The sequence below is a fragment of the Streptomyces pallidus (ex Mingjun et al. 2026) genome (assembly GCF_051550185.1).
Lineage (GTDB): Bacteria > Actinomycetota > Actinomycetes > Streptomycetales > Streptomycetaceae > Streptomyces.
Genome location: NZ_CP196182.1, coordinates 188,266 through 202,618 on the forward strand (window position 1 = coordinate 188,266; position 14,353 = coordinate 202,618).

Below are 14,353 nucleotides of genomic sequence, written 5' to 3' on the forward strand. Positions count from 1 at the left end.
ACCCGTCATGACCACCTCCCTGCTCGAGCCGGACGCCGCGCACGCCCCGCCCGCCACGACCGCCGCCTCCCACGAGGCGGCGGCACTGCGCCGTGCCGCCCGGCTCGAGGCCCTCCTCGGCGACCCGCACGACCCCGCCAACCCGCACGGCATCGCCGCACTGTGCGCCGCCGACTCGCGCGGTGAACCGCCGGCCGCGACGGAAGAGCTCCTGACCGGGACCGGGCTCGCGACCGAGTTCGTGCCGGCCGAGTTCGGCGGCCGCCTCACCCGCGCCGACCTGCTCGCCAAGGTGCTGCGCCCGGTGTTCCGCCGGGACCTGGCCCTCGGCTTCGGCTTCGGCATCACCTCGCTCTTCGCGACCGCCGCCGTCTGGGCCGCGGGCAGCGCGCAGCAGCGGGAGCGCACCGCGCAGCTGCTGCTCGGCGGCGGCCGGGCCTCGATCGTCCACCACGAACTCGCCCACGCCAACGCGATCCTGCGCGACGAGCTCGTCGCCACCCCGCAGCCGGGCGGCGGTCTCACCCTCGACGGCCGCAAGGACGTGATCATGAACGCGTCGCGGGCGGGCGCCTACGTCGTCTACGCCCGTACCGCGCCCGAACGCGGCCCGCGCAGCCACTCCGTCCTGCTCCTCGACCCCGCGGAGCTGCCCGCCGGAGGCGTCCGCCGACTGCCCCGCATCGCCACCCCCGGCATGCGCGGGGGCCTGTTCTCCGGCCTGGAGTTCACGCACTGCCCCGTCCCGGACGACGCCCTGGTCGGCCGTCCCGGCGAAGGGGTCGCCCTGGCCCTGCGCACCTTCCAGGTCAACCGCTGCCTGATCCCCGGCGTCGCCGTGGCCGCCGCCGACACCGTGCTGCGTTCGGCCGTGCACGCCGCGTCCACCGGACGCACGGGACCCGTCGCACGGCGCTGGCACAAGCCGCTCGCCGGGGTCTTCGCCGACATCCTGGCCTGCGACAGCATGGCCACGGTCGCGCTGCGCGCGCTCAGCCTGCTGCCCCAGTGCGCCGACATCCTGGCCGCCGCCGTCAAGTACGTGGTGCCGGACCTGCTGCGGGAGAGCCTGGAGGAACTGGCCACCGTCCTCGGCGCGCACGGCTACGAGCACGGCAGCCCGCAGTACGGATCCCTCGACAAGCTCATGCGGGACCTGCCCGTCGCCGGTCTCGGCCACGCGGGCACGGCCGCCTGCCACGCCGTCATCGTCCCCCAGCTGCGCTCCCTCGCCGAACACTCCTGGTTCCGCGCCGAGGAGCCGCCGCACGAGCTGTTCCGCAGCGGGGCCGCCCTGCCCGTGCTCGACTACCGGCTGCTCGGCGTCGCCGGCGGGGAGGACTTCCTGTCCGCCTCGCTCATCGGCTCGGCCCGGCGCCTCGCCGGCACCCGCGGCGTCGGCGGCGAGATGGCCCTCCTCGGCGAACTCGCCGAGGGCTTCGTCAACGAACTGCGGGCCCTGCACGCCCGGTGCGCGGCCCTGCCCACCGACCGGGCCTCGCTGGCGGACCCGGCCGTCGTGGTCCTCAGCGACCGGTACGCCGTGCTCCAGGCAGCGGCCGCAGTCCTCGGCGTCTGGGAGGGGCAGGACGGCTCCGACCCCTTCCTCGCCGAGCCCGCCTGGGCCCTGCTCGCGCTGTCCCGGCTCGCCGCACGCCTGGGCATGGCCGCACCCGAGCTGCCCGCCAGCTGTCTCCAGCAGGTGCTGGACGAACTCGTCCGCCGCTACCGCTCCGGCCTCAGTTGCGACCTCGACGGCAATGGGCTCAGCCAATGACGCCGCCCGTCCACCTCCCCGGCCCCGCCGGCCCCTGGGACGCGGTCGCCGCGAACCTCGAACGCGACGGCAGCGCCGTCGTGTCCGCGACCTGGGGCGAATGGCTGACCGCGGCGCTCTCGAACCCCGGGCTGCGCCGACTGCTCGGCCGCGACTGGCAGCGCTACCGGCGGACCGGGGACGCCGCGACCCGCTACCGCTTCGTCACCTCCCGCATGGTCGTGAAGTACACGGCCGCCGCGGTCTTGAAGACGGACCCGGCCGAGCTCGACCTCGCGTACAAAATCGGTGGAAGGCCCTACATCCGCGGATTCGACCAGATCGACGTGAGCCTGAGCCACGCCGACGACCTCATCGTGGCCGGTGTCAGCAGGACCGGACGGATCGGCGTCGACACCGAGCCCGCCGGCCGCAGGATGTCCTTCGAACTGCTGCACGGGCAGATGTGCACCCCCGCTGAGCAGGCGGAGCTCAAGCACATGTCCCAGGACCGCCAGACCTTCGAGCTGCTGCGGCTGTGGACCCTGAAAGAGGCCTACACCAAGGCGCTCGGGCAGGGACTGCGGCTCGGGTTCACCCAGTTCGGCTTCGGTCTGGAGAGCGGCGACCTGATCGCCCCCGACGGCTCCCCGGCCTCCCGCGGCGAATGGTCCTTCGAGACCCACCCGGTGCTCGGCGGCCGCTACCTGGTGAGTGTGGCCTGCCACGACACGGGTCTGGACGCCGCCCGCGACACCGCCGTCCACACCATGCTCGACGAGGGCTTCATGGGGGCCGTGGAGGCGGGCCTGGCGGGCGGATGAGGCGCCAGGGCGCGGGCGTGTCAGCGCCGTGTCAGCGCCGCGTGGCCGTCGTCTGCATACTCGTCACCCTTCCATGCCCGTACCCAGCCGACCGAGGAGGCAACGGATGGCCGCGCCCGTGCAGGTGATCGTCACTCCCGGCCCGCCGCCCTCGCTCGACCTGCACGGTCCGCTCACACCCCGTGCCCTGGAGGCGGCGCTCGCGGTGCTGCCGCCGTGCACCCCGACGCTGAAACGGCACACCGCGACGCACCACACGCTCCAGCTGCCCCCTCCGCCCTACCCCGCGGGCACCCTCGCGGACCTGCTGGCCGTGCCGCAGCCCGAGGGCGCGACCCCCGTACCGGCCACCGCTCCCGCGGCGCGCGCCGCGGGCGGTGGGCACGGTGCGTCCGGTCGCCGCGGGCCGGCCGGTGGTCCCGGTGATCCAGGCGGATCCGGCGATCCCTGTGCTCCCGGCGCGTACGGCGATGCCGGTGCGTGCGGTGCGGACGACGGCCGTGCGCCCGGAGCGGGCGCGACCGCGCCCGCCCGGTCGGGTGCGGCCCCCGTGCGGGGACCCCTCGCCGACCCCCGCCACGGCACCGGACGGCAGCGGGTCGAACCGGCCCTCCCCGCCGCCCCGCTCCAGCGGGACGTCCTCCTCGACGCGCTGGCCCGCCCCGGTGCGGGACTCCACGTCGGGCAGGTGCACTGGCGCTGGCACGGCCCCCTGGACACCGACCGGTTCACCGCCGCCTGGGAGTCGGTCGCCGGCCGCGAAGCGGTGCTGCGGGCCTGCCTGGCCCGGCCCGAACGTGATGTCGGCCCGCAGATCGCCGTCCGGTCGCACGCCGTCCCCGAGATCCGCCGCCACCGCGCCGGCACCGCCGACTGGTACGCCCTGCTGGCCGCGGAGCGGGTCCGCCCCTTCGACCTGCGCCACCCCGGACCGCTGCGCATCGCCCTGCTCGACGAACCCCCGACCGGCGACGGCACCCCCTCCACCCGGATCCTGGTCACCTACCACCAGGCCCTGCTGGACCGCCGCAGCGTCCGCATCCTGCTGGGTGCCTTCCAGCGGGCCTACCTCGCCGACGGGCGGGCGCCCGGCGGGCAGCGCCGACCCGACGTCCGCGACCACCTGCAGTGGGTGCGCCGCCAGGACCTCGGGCCCGCCCGCGCGTTCTGGACTCAGGCCGCACCCGTACCCGGCGTCGCGACCCTGCCCGCCCACCCGGCCGGGCGCACCACCGGCCGGCTCGGACACGGCCGTACCCGGCAGACCCTCACCCCCTTCGAGGCGACGCGGCTGCGCGACTGGGCCGCCGAACGGGGCGCCACCGAGAGCACCGCACTGCACGCGGCCTGGGCGCTCCAGCTCTACCGGCCGGCCGTCGGTCCCGTACCGGGCCCGCGTTCCGTCGCCTTCGCCGTCAGCGTCTCCGGTCGCGGCATCCCGCTCCAGGGGGTCGAGGCGTTGCCGGCCCCGTTGCGCAACCCGCTGCCCGTGCACCTCGTCGTCGACCCGGCCACGACCGTGCCCGGGCTGCTGGCGGAGCTGACCGGGCAGGCGCTGGACGCCGCCGCCTACGAATGGGTGTCGACCGGGCAGATCCGGGCGTGGGCCGGCGCCTCCCGCCGCGAGGACCCGCTCACCGAGACCCTGCTCGTGTTCGAACCCCCGGCGTCCGCCGCGACCGGCCGGCCCGGCCGAGCGGGCCACGGGGAGGGCGCCCACCGCGAGGAGCTCGCCGCCGAAGGCATCCGAATGGGATCCGCGGAGGCCGTCGACCCGATCACCGGCGTGCCGTTCACCCTCACCGCCCGACACGAGCCGGACGGCTCGCTCGTGCTCTCCTCCGTGTACGACCGCACCCGCTTCTCCGACGAGGCGGCCGAGCTGGTCCTCGCGCAGACCGCGACCCTGTTGCGCGAACTCCCCGCCGCCGTCGGCCCGTCCACGACCGTCGCCGAGGCCTTAAACCTCCTCTCCGGCGCCCGCGTGCCCCTGGCCACCGCCGGCCGGCCCGCCGTGCTGCAGCCGCTGGGAGAAGCCGCCCATCCGGGCGCCGGCACGGTCTGCCTGATCCCCCCGCCGGGCGCACCGGAGGACTGCTACGCGCGGGCCGCCCGCCTGTACCCGGGGCCGGAGGCGCTCGCCACGCTGACCGGGCCGGCCGACGCCGCCGACTTCCTGACCGCGCTGCGCCCGGCACTCGCGACCGGGGAGCCCCTCGTCCTGGGCGGCTTCTCCGGAGCGGGCGCCCTCGCCTGCGAGATCGCCGAGCGGATCGCCGCGCACGGCTGGTACCCGCCGCTCGTCGTGATCGCGGGGACGGCCGACGGCGGGCCGGACTCGGCCCGCAGCCTCACCCGGGCCCTGACCACGGCAGCCGCCCGGACCGGCTGAGCGGCCCGCCGGCCGCCGGAACACCGGCGTTCGAGCCGGGCTCCAGGCACCGGCCCGACGCTGGGACGCCGAAAGCACACCGTCCGAGCACAGTCGAGGAGAGTCCGTTGGAAAGCCTGCGGGAGCGCGCTACGGAACTCGCGGCGATACGGGCCCTGGCCCAGGCCGGTCCCGGTGACCGGGCGACCGCCGCCCAGCACGCCAAGGGCAAGCTGACCGCCCGCGAGCGGATCGGGCTGCTCTTCGACGAGGGCTCGTTCCACGAGATCGAAGGGCTGCGCCGGCACCGGGCCTCGGGCTTCGGCCTCGAGGACAAGAAGCCCTACACCGACGGGGTGGTGACGGGCTGGGGCAGGGTCGACGGCCGCACCGTCTTCGTCTACGCACACGACTTCCGCATCTTCGGCGGCGCGCTGGGCGAGGCCCACGCCGAGAAGATCCACAAGCTGATGGACCTGGCCGAGGCCGCCGGCGCGCCGATCGTCGGGCTGTGTGACGGCGCCGGCGCCCGTATTCAGGAAGGCGTCACGGCCCTCGCCGGGTACGGCGGCATCTTCCGGCGCAACGTCCGCAACTCCGGGGTGATCCCGCAGATCTCGGTCATCATGGGCCCGTGCGCCGGCGGTGCCGCGTACTCCCCGGCGCTCACCGACTTCGTGTTCATGGTCCGCGGCACGTCCCAGATGTTCATCACCGGCCCCGACGTGGTCCAGGCCGTCACGGGCGAAGCGGTGACCATGGAGCACCTCGGCGGCGCCGACAGCCACGGCCTGGTCTCCGGCGTGGCCTCGTTCGTCCACGACGACGAGCGCAGCTGCCTGGAGGACGTCCGGCACCTGCTGTCCCTGCTGCCGTCGAACAACCGCGAACTGGCCCCGGCCGGCGACCAGGACGATCCGGCCGACCGCCGCAACGACGCGCTGCTGGACCTCGTCCCGGCGCGTCCCGCCCAGGGCTACGACATCCGCGAGGTGATCGAGGAGATCGTCGACCACGGCGACTACTTCGAGGTCCACGGTCAGTGGGCGCAGAACGTGGTGTGCGCGCTGGCGCGGCTGGGCGGTCGGCTGGTGGGCGTGGTGGCGAACCAGCCGGCGCACCTGGCGGGCGTCCTGGACATCGAGGCCTCGGAGAAGGCCGCCCGGTTCGTGCAGTTCTGCGACGCGTTCTCCGTTCCGCTGGTCACCCTCATCGACGTGCCCGGGTTCCTGCCGGGCGTGGACCAGGAGCACCGGGGGATCATCCGCCACGGTGCCAAGCTGTTGTACGCGTACTGCAACGCGACGGTGCCGCGGATCAGCCTGGTCCTGCGCAAGGCGTACGGCGGCGCGTACATCGTGATGGACTCGCGTTCGATCGGTGCGGACGTCGCGTTGGCGTGGCCGTCGAACGAGATCGCGGTGATGGGAGCGGAGGGTGCGGCGAACGTGATCTTCCGGCGGGAGATCGCGGCTTCCGAGGACCCGGACGCGACCCGGGCGCAGCGGATCGAGCAGTACCGGTCGGAGCTGATGCACCCGTACTACGCGGCCGAACGCGGCCTGGTGGACGACGTCATCGACCCGGCCGAGACCCGTTCCCGGCTGATCGCCACGCTGGAGATGCTCAGTTCCAAGGACGCGCCGCAGCCGAGCCGCAAGCACGGCAACCTGCCCCTGTAGGACGCAGCACGCGCACGCAGCACGCGCACGCAGCACGCGCACGCAGCACGCGCACGAGGCACGCGGCACGCAGAACACGACACCGCAGGGGGAGCCGGGACGGGGATCGCCCGTCCCGGCTCCTCGCGCGCCCGCGCCCGCCGGCCGGATCGCGCCCGGCGGGTGCGGCTCCGCTGCTCCGGGTCGCCGGGGGGAGGCGGCCCGGAAGCCGGGGTCAGCCGGTGGTGCGGAAGGCGCGCTGGTACCAGAACAGCGGCCGGCCCGAACCGGCCAGTCGGACCTCCAGCACCCGACCGACCAGCAGGTCGTGGTCGCCGAGGGTGATGCGGTCCGCGAGCGCGCAGCGCAGCGCGAGCGCGTCGGGGACGTGGGGAAGCAGGCCCGGACTGTCCGGCCACTCCTCCAGCGGGGCTCCGGCGAACCGGTCGACCCCGCGCGCGGCGAACCGGTCCGCGAGGTCCCGGTGCTCGTCCCCGAGCACGTTGATCACGAACTCGGGCACCTGCGTCAGCGGCCGGTGGCAGCTGGAGGCGTGGGCGATGCCGACCAGCACGAGCGGAGGGTCCAGCGACACCGAAGTGACCGCGCTGGCGGTGAACCCCCAGGGCCGCCCGTCCTCGTCCCGGGTCGTGACCACGGTCAGCGGCGCCGGGAGCCGCGACATGGCCTCCCTGAAGGTCGCTCCGTCGACGGCGGGCCGCTTCTCTTGCAGTGGGGTCGGCATGCGTGCTCCGTTCGGGATGGGGGTCGGCGGGAGGCCGGGTGGCGCCTCGCCGGCGCGGGCCCTGCCGCCGGGGACGGCCCCGCCGGGCCGTTGCGGCCCGCAGGCCGAGGCCCGGGACGTGGTTGGTGCCGACTGCGATCGGCGCGGTGGCTGCCGGCCCGTGGCCGGGCCGGTGCGGTCCTCAGGGACGTGGGGCGGCCGCAGCCTCTCAGGATCCACTCGAATCACGCTCGAAACCGCCGGGCCGGCGCTCCACCGGGACACGACGGCCCGTTGACGCCCCGCGGCACCGTGGACCGGCAGTCCGCTCCCCGCGGCCCGATCGGGCCGCGGCGCCCCGCGAACGCTCCTGCCGCCGAAACCGAGACACCACGACCCGCAGGGAGCGCCCGGCCGTGACCGCAGCAGCCGTGACCACGAGGCCCATGACGCCTCCCACGCCAGGGAGATCCGGGGCACGGCAGCGGCCACGGTGTTGCGGCCGGGCTGACCCGTGCGGGCGTCCCCGGACGCACCAGGCGCAGCCTGCCCCTGCCGACCGCCGCCCGCCGGACCCTTGCGCACGGCCGGCCGGCACCCCGTCGACGCACTCGTGCTGCTGTGCGCCGCGGCGGCCCTCGCCCTGACCGCCGCCGAGGACACCGACGCCCCTGCGCTCACGGTCGTCGGGCCCGCTGGACCGGTCGGCGTCCCCGCCTGCCACCGGCCCGGTGGTCGGCGGGGACGGTACGGCCGGCGCCCTGCTCCGGCGCGTCCGCGCAGAGCTGCTCGCAGCCCGGCCCGCCACGCCCCGCGCCGGCACCCTCACCGTCGCCGCGGGCACCGCACCCGCCGCCCCGGACGGCGAGGCGCTGCTGCTCACCCCGGACGGCACCGGCGCGCACCGCACCCTGCACGCGGACGTGGACACCGCGTGCCGCGCGCCCTGGTTCGCGGACACCGTCCTGCGCGTCGTCGCCCACCTGTTGGCCCGGCTCGGCGACCCGGACCGCGAGCTCTCCGCCGTCGAGCCGGCCGACCCCGCCGACCGGCAGCGGGTCAAGGAGTGGAGCCGGGACGGGTTCTGGCCGCCGGCCACCCCGGGAACCCTGCTCGACCGCCTCGAACGCGGAGCGCCGGCGCACCCGCCGACCGGGTGCCCCTCACCGCTGCCGGGAGGACGGACCGCGGGGCCCTGGTGCGCGCGGGCGGGCGCGGCGGCCGGGTACGAGGTCGGAGCGGGGCGAGCAGGTGCCGCGCGGCCGGACCGGGCGCCTCGTGCCCGATCCGGACCGCCCCGGCGCCCACCTCGATCCGGCCGAGGCCGAACCGCTGCTGCTGGCCCACCCCGCGGTGCGCTGCGCCGGGCCGGGCGAGCCGCCGACCCTCCCCGCCCACGTCACCCTGCACCCGGGGCGCGCCGTGACCGCCGCCGAGCTGCACGCCCTGCTGCGCCGGGCGCTGCCGCAGTGCCCGGCCCCGGCGACGGTCCACCTCGCGCAGTGCGGGACCCGCACGGTCCCGCACGCCGGGGCGGACCCGGTCGTGTTCGCCGCCCGCGAGGCGCTGCGCGCCGGGTTCGGCGGGGTCACCGGCGCGTGGGCCGCACCGGTCCACCGGGACACCCGACCGCCGTCGTGCACGCATCTTCAAGCGGTCCTCCAGACCGGGCGGCGAGGCTCGCAGCACTGGCCGTTCAGTGACGGAAGTCCGCGCCGGCCCGGGCCTGGAGGAGAGACAGTGAGGGATTGCCGATGAGACGGGTGGTCATCACCGGTATCGGGGTCGTCGCCCCGGGAGCGACCGGCACCGAGGCGTACTGGGAGCTGCTCACCGCCGGCCGTACCGCCACCCGGGCCATCACCCTGTTCGACGCGTCCTCCTACCGGTCCCGGATCGCCGCCGAGGCGGACTTCGACCCCGCGGCCCACGGATTCGCCGCCGAGGAGGTCGCGCGCCTGGACCGCGCCGCGCTGTTCGCGCTGACCAGCGCCCGCGAGGCGATCGCCGACAGCGGTGTCGCCGACGGCCTCGACCCGCTGCGCACCGGCGTCAGCCTCGGCAGCGCCGTGGGCTGCACCACCGGACTCGACACCGAGTACGCGGCCGTCAGCGCCGGCGGCACCCGGTGGCACGTCGACCACACCAAGGCCGTCGCCCACCTCTACGACTACTTCACCCCCGGCTCGCTGGCCGCCGAAGTGGCCCGCGACAGCGGCGCGCAGGGCCCCGTCGCGCTCGTCTCCACCGGGTGCACCTCCGGCCTCGACTCCATCGGCCACGCCGTCGAGCTGATCCGCGAGGGCACCGCCGACGTGATGGTCACCGGCGCCACCGAGGCCCCGATCTCCCCGATCACCGTGGCCTGCTTCGACGCGATCCGCGCCACCTCGGCCCGCAACGACGACCCGGCGACCGCCTCCCGCCCCTTCGACCGCACCCGGAACGGCTTCGTCCTCGGCGAGGGCGCGGCCGTCCTGGTCCTGGAGGAACTCGACCGGGCCCGTCGGCGCGGCGCCCGCGTCTACGCCGAGGTCTCCGGCTTCGCCAGCCGCAGCAACGCCTACCACATGACCGGGTTGCGCTCCGACGGAGCCGAGATGGCCCAGGCCATCACCGCCGCGCTCGCCGAGGCCCGCCTGGACGCCTCCGCCGTCGACTACGTCAGCGCGCACGGCTCGGGCACCAAGCAGAACGACAAGCACGAGACCGCGGCCTTCAAGCGGAGCCTGGGACAGCGCGCCTACGAGGTGCCCGTCAGCTCCATCAAGTCGATGATCGGGCACTCGCTCGGTGCCATCGGCTCACTGGAGGTGGTGGCCAGCGCCCTGGCCATCGCGCACAACACCGTGCCGCCCACCGCCAACCTGCACGAGGCCGACCCGGACTGCGACCTGGACTACGTCCCGCTCACCGCCCGCGAGCACCGCACCGACGCCGTCCTCAGCGTCGGCAGCGGATTCGGCGGGTTCCAGAGCGCCATGGTCCTCAACCGCCCGAGTCTGAAGGAAGCCGCATGACCGCCGCCACCCCCGACCCGTCCGGCGCCCCGGCCGGGGCCGCCACCGCCGTCTTCACCGGCGTCGGCGTCACCGCCCCCAACGGGCTGGGCGCCCGGGCCTGGTGGGACGCCGTCCTGCGCGGCGAGAGCGGGATCCGCCCGCTGACCCGCTTCGACGCGAGCGGCTACCCCGTACGGCTGGCCGGCGAGGTCCCCGGCTTCGTCGACGAGGACCACATCCCCAGTCGGCTGCTGCCGCAGACCGACCGCGTCACCCGGCTCTCGCTCGCCGCCGCCAAGGAGGCCCTCGACGACGCGGGCGCCGACCCCGCACAGCTGCCCGAGTTCGGCGCGGGCGTGGTCACCGCCGCCTCCGCCGGCGGCTTCGAGTTCGGCCAGCGCGAGCTGGAGGCGCTGTGGAGCAAGGGCGGCCAGTACGTCAGCGCCTACCAGTCCTTCGCCTGGTTCTACGCCGTCAACTCCGGCCAGATATCCATCCGGCACGGGCTGCGCGGTCCCAGCGGCGTCATGGTCACCGAAGGGGCCGGCGGGCTGGACGCCGTCGCCCAGGCCCGCCGCCAGCTGCGCAAGGGCGCCTCCCTGATGGTGACCGGCGCCGTCGACGCCGGGATCTGCCCCTGGGGCTGGGCCGCGCACCTGGCCGAGGGCAGCATGAGCCCGGTCCCCGACCCGGCCCGCGCCTACCTGCCCTTCGACGCCGACGCCTCGGGCCACGTCATCGGCGAGGGCGGCGCCCTGCTGGTCCTGGAGGACGGGGCGGCGGCCCGAGCCCGCGGCGCCCGCGTCTACGGTTCCTTCGCCGGCCACGCATCCACCTTCGACGGCCCCGACACGCCCCGGCTCGCCGACGCGGCCCGGCTGGCCCTCGCCGACGCCGGAGTGGCCCCCGGCGACGTCGACGTCGTCTTCGCCGACGCCGCGGGCGAGCGCACCGCAGACCGCGCCGAAGCCGAGGCGATCACCGCCCTGTTCGGCCCGCGCGGCGTCCCCGTCACCGCCCCCAAGTCCATGACCGGCCGCCTGCTGTCCGGCGGGGCCTCCCTCGACCTCGCGGCCGCCCTCTTCAGCCTCCGCGACCAGGTGATCCCGCCGACCACCGGCACCACCGCACCCGCCGACGACTGCCCCGTCGACCTGGTCACCGGCGCCCCCCGGACCGGCACCGCCCTGCGCACCGCCCTGGTGCTGGCCCGCGGCAGGGGCGGCTTCAACGCCGCCGCCGTGGTCCGCGCCGCCTGACGCCGCCCCCCACCCCGAATCCGAACCGCCAAGAGGAGACCCCATGGAGCGCCTGGAGCTGACCGACCTGACCCGAGTGCTGCGCGAGTGCGCCGGCGAGGAAGAGGGCGTGGACCTGGACGGCGACGTCCTGGACGTGCTCTTCCTCGACCTCGGCTACGACTCGCTGGCCCTGCTCCAGACCACCGGGCAGATCGAACGCGACTACGACATCACGCTCGACGAAGAGGCCGTCGACGAGGCCGAGACCCCCCGCCAGTACCTCGAACTGGTCAACCGGGTGCTCTCCGCCCGCGTGTCCGCCTGACCCGGCCGCCCGGCCCGCCGTCCGCCCCGCGCCGCCGCCGGGGCCGGGCCCGCCGGCGGGCCCGGCCCCTTCCCGCCCCCTCACGGAGGAGAACCGACATGCACCGCATCCAGGAGGACACCGCCACGGAGATCGCGGACGGGGTCTACGCATACGTCCAGGGCGACGGCGGCTGGTGCCTGAACAACGCGGGCCTGGTCGTCGGCGCGAACGGGCACGGCCTGCTCGTCGACACCGTCGCCACCGAGCAGCGCGCCCGGGACCTGCGCGAGGAGGTGCTGCGGATCGCCCCGCAGCCCCCGCGCGCCCTGGTCAACACCCACTTCCACGGGGACCACACCTTCGGCAACTACCTCTTCCCCGAGGCCGTGGTCATCGCCCACGAGCAGACCCGGGCCATGATGGACCTGGCCGGGCTGCACCTGACCGACCTGTGGCCGGACGTGTGCTGGGGGAACCTGGAGATCGCGCTCCCCGACATCACGTACCGCGACCACATGACCCTGCACATCGGCGGCGTACGGGCCGAACTGCTGCACCTGGGGCCGGCCGCGCACACCACCAACGACACCGCCGTGTGGCTGCCGGAGCAGCGGGTGCTGTTCGCGGGCGACCTGCTGATGTCGAACGCCGCCCCGTTCTGCCTGATGGGGTCCGTCTCGGGCTCCCTCGGCGCGATGCGACGGCTGCGCGCCCTCGGTGCCGAGACCGTCGTCCCCGGCCACGGCCCGGTCGGCGGCCCGGAACTCATAGACGCCAACGAGTCCTACTTCCGCTGGATCGCCGAGCTCGCCCAGGACGGCTTCGCATCCGGCATGACCCCGCTCGAACTCGCCGCCGAGGTCGGCTGGGGCCCCTTCGCGGGGCTGCTCGACGCGGAGCGCCTCGTACCGAACCTGCACCGGGCGTACGCCGAGCTGGCCGGGGCGGCCCCCGGCGACCCGCTCGACGTGGGCGCCCTCTTCCGGGAGATGTCCGAGTTCAACGGCGGCCTGCCCGCCTGCCACGCCTGATCGGCGCCGCCCCTCAGGGCAGGTCGTCGCGGGTGACCCGGCGCGAGGCCACCCGCAGCGCTCCCCCGGAGCGGACGAGGACGTCCTCGCACACGCAGACCCGGTGCACCCGGGAGCTGCCGCCGACCGCGGACTCGTAGACGATCGCGTACGACCGGACGGCGACCGCGCCGTCCGCTCGCTCGGCGACGTCGAACATTCCCATGAAGTGGCGGTGGCGCAGCCCGGCCTGCGCGAGCTGCGCGGCGGAGCGGTCGCAGGCGGCCGCCAGGGCCGCCCGGCCGCGAGCCGGCTCCGGCAGCGTCGGCACGTCGAAGAGGGCGTCCTCGGTGAACGTCCCGGCCCAACCCTCGGCCTCCCCGAGGTCCAGCAACTGCATCTGACGGGCGTAGAACTGCTGGACCTCGGCGTAGAGGGCGCCGAAGGCGACGCCGGCCTGCTGCCCGATGCCGATACCTGCCTGGATGGTCATGTGGCACTCCGTTCGTCTGTACCGCCACCCTCCCCGGCCCGGGTCGAGCCGGCTTCGAGGACTCCTCGGGCCGGCCGGCCGGACCACCGGCCCTCGAGTGCCGTTCGGGCGGACGTCGAGCCGTCCGGGTCACGGTCGGTGCACCAATGCCGTTCGGGAGGAAAACCGATGACGACAGAGACGAAGCCCGTGGCCCTGGTCACCGGCGGCACGAGCGGGATCGGACTCGCCGTGGTCCGCGACCTCGCGCGCCGCGGCCACCGCGTCTTCCTCTGCGCCCGCACCGGGCCGCAGGTCGAGCAGACCGTGGCCGACCTGCGCGCCGAGGGCCTGGAGGTCGCGGGCACCGCCGCCGACGTCCGCGACCCCGCGTCCGTCAAGGCGCTCGTCGCCGCCGCCGTCGAGGCCTTCGGACCGATCTCCGTGCTCGTCAACAACGCCGGCCGCAGCGGCGGCGGCCCGACCGCGGACGTCACCGACGAGCTCTGGTACGACGTCATCGCCACCAACCTGCACAGCGTCTTCCTGATGACCCGGGAGGTGCTCAAGAACGGCGGGCTGGAGGGCGTCGCGGGCGGGCGGATCATCAACATCGCCTCCACCGCGGGCAAGCAGGGCGTCGTCCTCGGCGCCCCGTACTCGGCCTCCAAACACGGTGTCGTCGGCTTCACCAAGGCCCTCGGCAACGAGCTCGCCCCCACCGGCATCACCGTCAACGCGGTCTGCCCGGGCTACGTCGAGACCCCGATGGCCCAGCGCGTGCGCTCCGGCTACGCCGCCGCGTACGACACCACCGAGGAGGCGATCATGCAGAAGTTCACCGCGAAGATCCCGCTCGGCCGCTACTCCACCCCCGAGGAGGTGGCCGGCCTCGTCGGCTACCTGACCACGGACACCGCTTCGTCCATCACCTCGCAGGCGCTCAACGTCTGCGGCGGCCTCGGCAACTTCTGATCCGGAAAGC

General features: G+C 75.3%; 12 protein-coding genes. 10 read left to right on the forward strand and 2 right to left on the reverse strand.

The features are described from left to right. The first annotated feature begins 7 nt into the window (after window positions 1-7). From ACSHWO_RS35840 to ACSHWO_RS35855, 4 genes are all read left to right on the forward strand, one after another. The gene (locus ACSHWO_RS35840; RefSeq protein WP_438319496.1) at window positions 8-1,777 is read left to right on the forward strand and encodes an acyl-CoA dehydrogenase; all 1,770 of its coding nucleotides are present in this window, start codon (window positions 8-10) and stop codon (window positions 1,775-1,777) included. Then, entirely contained in the window at window positions 1,774-2,580 is an 807-nt protein-coding gene (locus tag ACSHWO_RS35845; RefSeq protein ID WP_438319497.1) for a 4'-phosphopantetheinyl transferase family protein, read from the forward strand. Before ACSHWO_RS35840 ends, ACSHWO_RS35845 begins: the two co-directional genes overlap by 4 nt. A 106-nt stretch (window positions 2,581-2,686) precedes the next feature. Beyond that, the gene (locus tag ACSHWO_RS35850; RefSeq protein WP_438319498.1) at window positions 2,687-4,972 is read left to right on the forward strand and encodes a condensation domain-containing protein; all 2,286 of its coding nucleotides are present in this window, start codon (window positions 2,687-2,689) and stop codon (window positions 4,970-4,972) included. A gap of 107 nt (window positions 4,973-5,079) precedes the next feature. Then, complete coding sequence (locus ACSHWO_RS35855; protein WP_438319499.1) at window positions 5,080-6,633, forward strand: acyl-CoA carboxylase subunit beta; 1,554 nt, start codon at window positions 5,080-5,082, stop codon at window positions 6,631-6,633. Window positions 6,634-6,847: 214 nt separating this feature from the next. Here the strand turns inward: ACSHWO_RS35855 and ACSHWO_RS35860 are convergent, their stop codons facing one another. Continuing rightward, entirely contained in the window at window positions 6,848-7,357 is a 510-nt protein-coding gene (locus ACSHWO_RS35860; protein ID WP_361101457.1) for a flavin reductase family protein, read from the reverse strand. A 1,257-nt stretch (window positions 7,358-8,614) separates the two neighbouring features. On the opposite strand from ACSHWO_RS35860, the gene ACSHWO_RS35865 reads away from it, so the two are divergent. From ACSHWO_RS35865 to ACSHWO_RS35885, 5 genes are all read left to right on the forward strand, one after another. Beyond that, window positions 8,615-9,094: a hypothetical protein gene (locus tag ACSHWO_RS35865; RefSeq protein ID WP_438319500.1), complete on the forward strand. Its 480-nt coding sequence runs from the start codon at window positions 8,615-8,617 to the stop codon at window positions 9,092-9,094. Further along, window positions 9,091-10,356, forward strand: coding sequence for a beta-ketoacyl-[acyl-carrier-protein] synthase family protein (locus ACSHWO_RS35870; RefSeq protein WP_438319501.1), 1,266 nt, complete (start codon window positions 9,091-9,093; stop codon window positions 10,354-10,356). Before ACSHWO_RS35865 ends, ACSHWO_RS35870 begins: the two co-directional genes overlap by 4 nt. Further along, complete coding sequence (locus ACSHWO_RS35875; protein WP_385849056.1) at window positions 10,353-11,597, forward strand: ketosynthase chain-length factor; 1,245 nt, start codon at window positions 10,353-10,355, stop codon at window positions 11,595-11,597. Before ACSHWO_RS35870 ends, ACSHWO_RS35875 begins: the two co-directional genes overlap by 4 nt. Window positions 11,598-11,640: 43 nt before the next feature. After that, on the forward strand, window positions 11,641-11,904 hold the full coding sequence (locus ACSHWO_RS35880) for an acyl carrier protein (RefSeq protein WP_361101469.1): 264 nt from the start codon (window positions 11,641-11,643) through the stop codon (window positions 11,902-11,904). 98 nt (window positions 11,905-12,002) lie between these two features. Next, window positions 12,003-12,917, forward strand: coding sequence for an MBL fold metallo-hydrolase (locus tag ACSHWO_RS35885; RefSeq protein ID WP_361101471.1), 915 nt, complete (start codon window positions 12,003-12,005; stop codon window positions 12,915-12,917). A gap of 13 nt (window positions 12,918-12,930) precedes the next feature. Here ACSHWO_RS35885 and ACSHWO_RS35890 read toward each other — a convergent pair whose 3' ends face one another. Further along, window positions 12,931-13,389 (reverse strand): nuclear transport factor 2 family protein, encoded by a 459-nt coding sequence (locus ACSHWO_RS35890; RefSeq protein WP_361101473.1) that lies wholly within the window; start codon window positions 13,387-13,389, stop codon window positions 12,931-12,933. A 168-nt stretch (window positions 13,390-13,557) separates the two neighbouring features. On the opposite strand from ACSHWO_RS35890, the gene ACSHWO_RS35895 reads away from it, so the two are divergent. Continuing rightward, window positions 13,558-14,343, forward strand: a complete 786-nt coding sequence (locus ACSHWO_RS35895) for an SDR family NAD(P)-dependent oxidoreductase (protein ID WP_361101476.1) — start codon at window positions 13,558-13,560, stop codon at window positions 14,341-14,343. Window positions 14,344-14,353 lie beyond the last annotated feature (10 nt).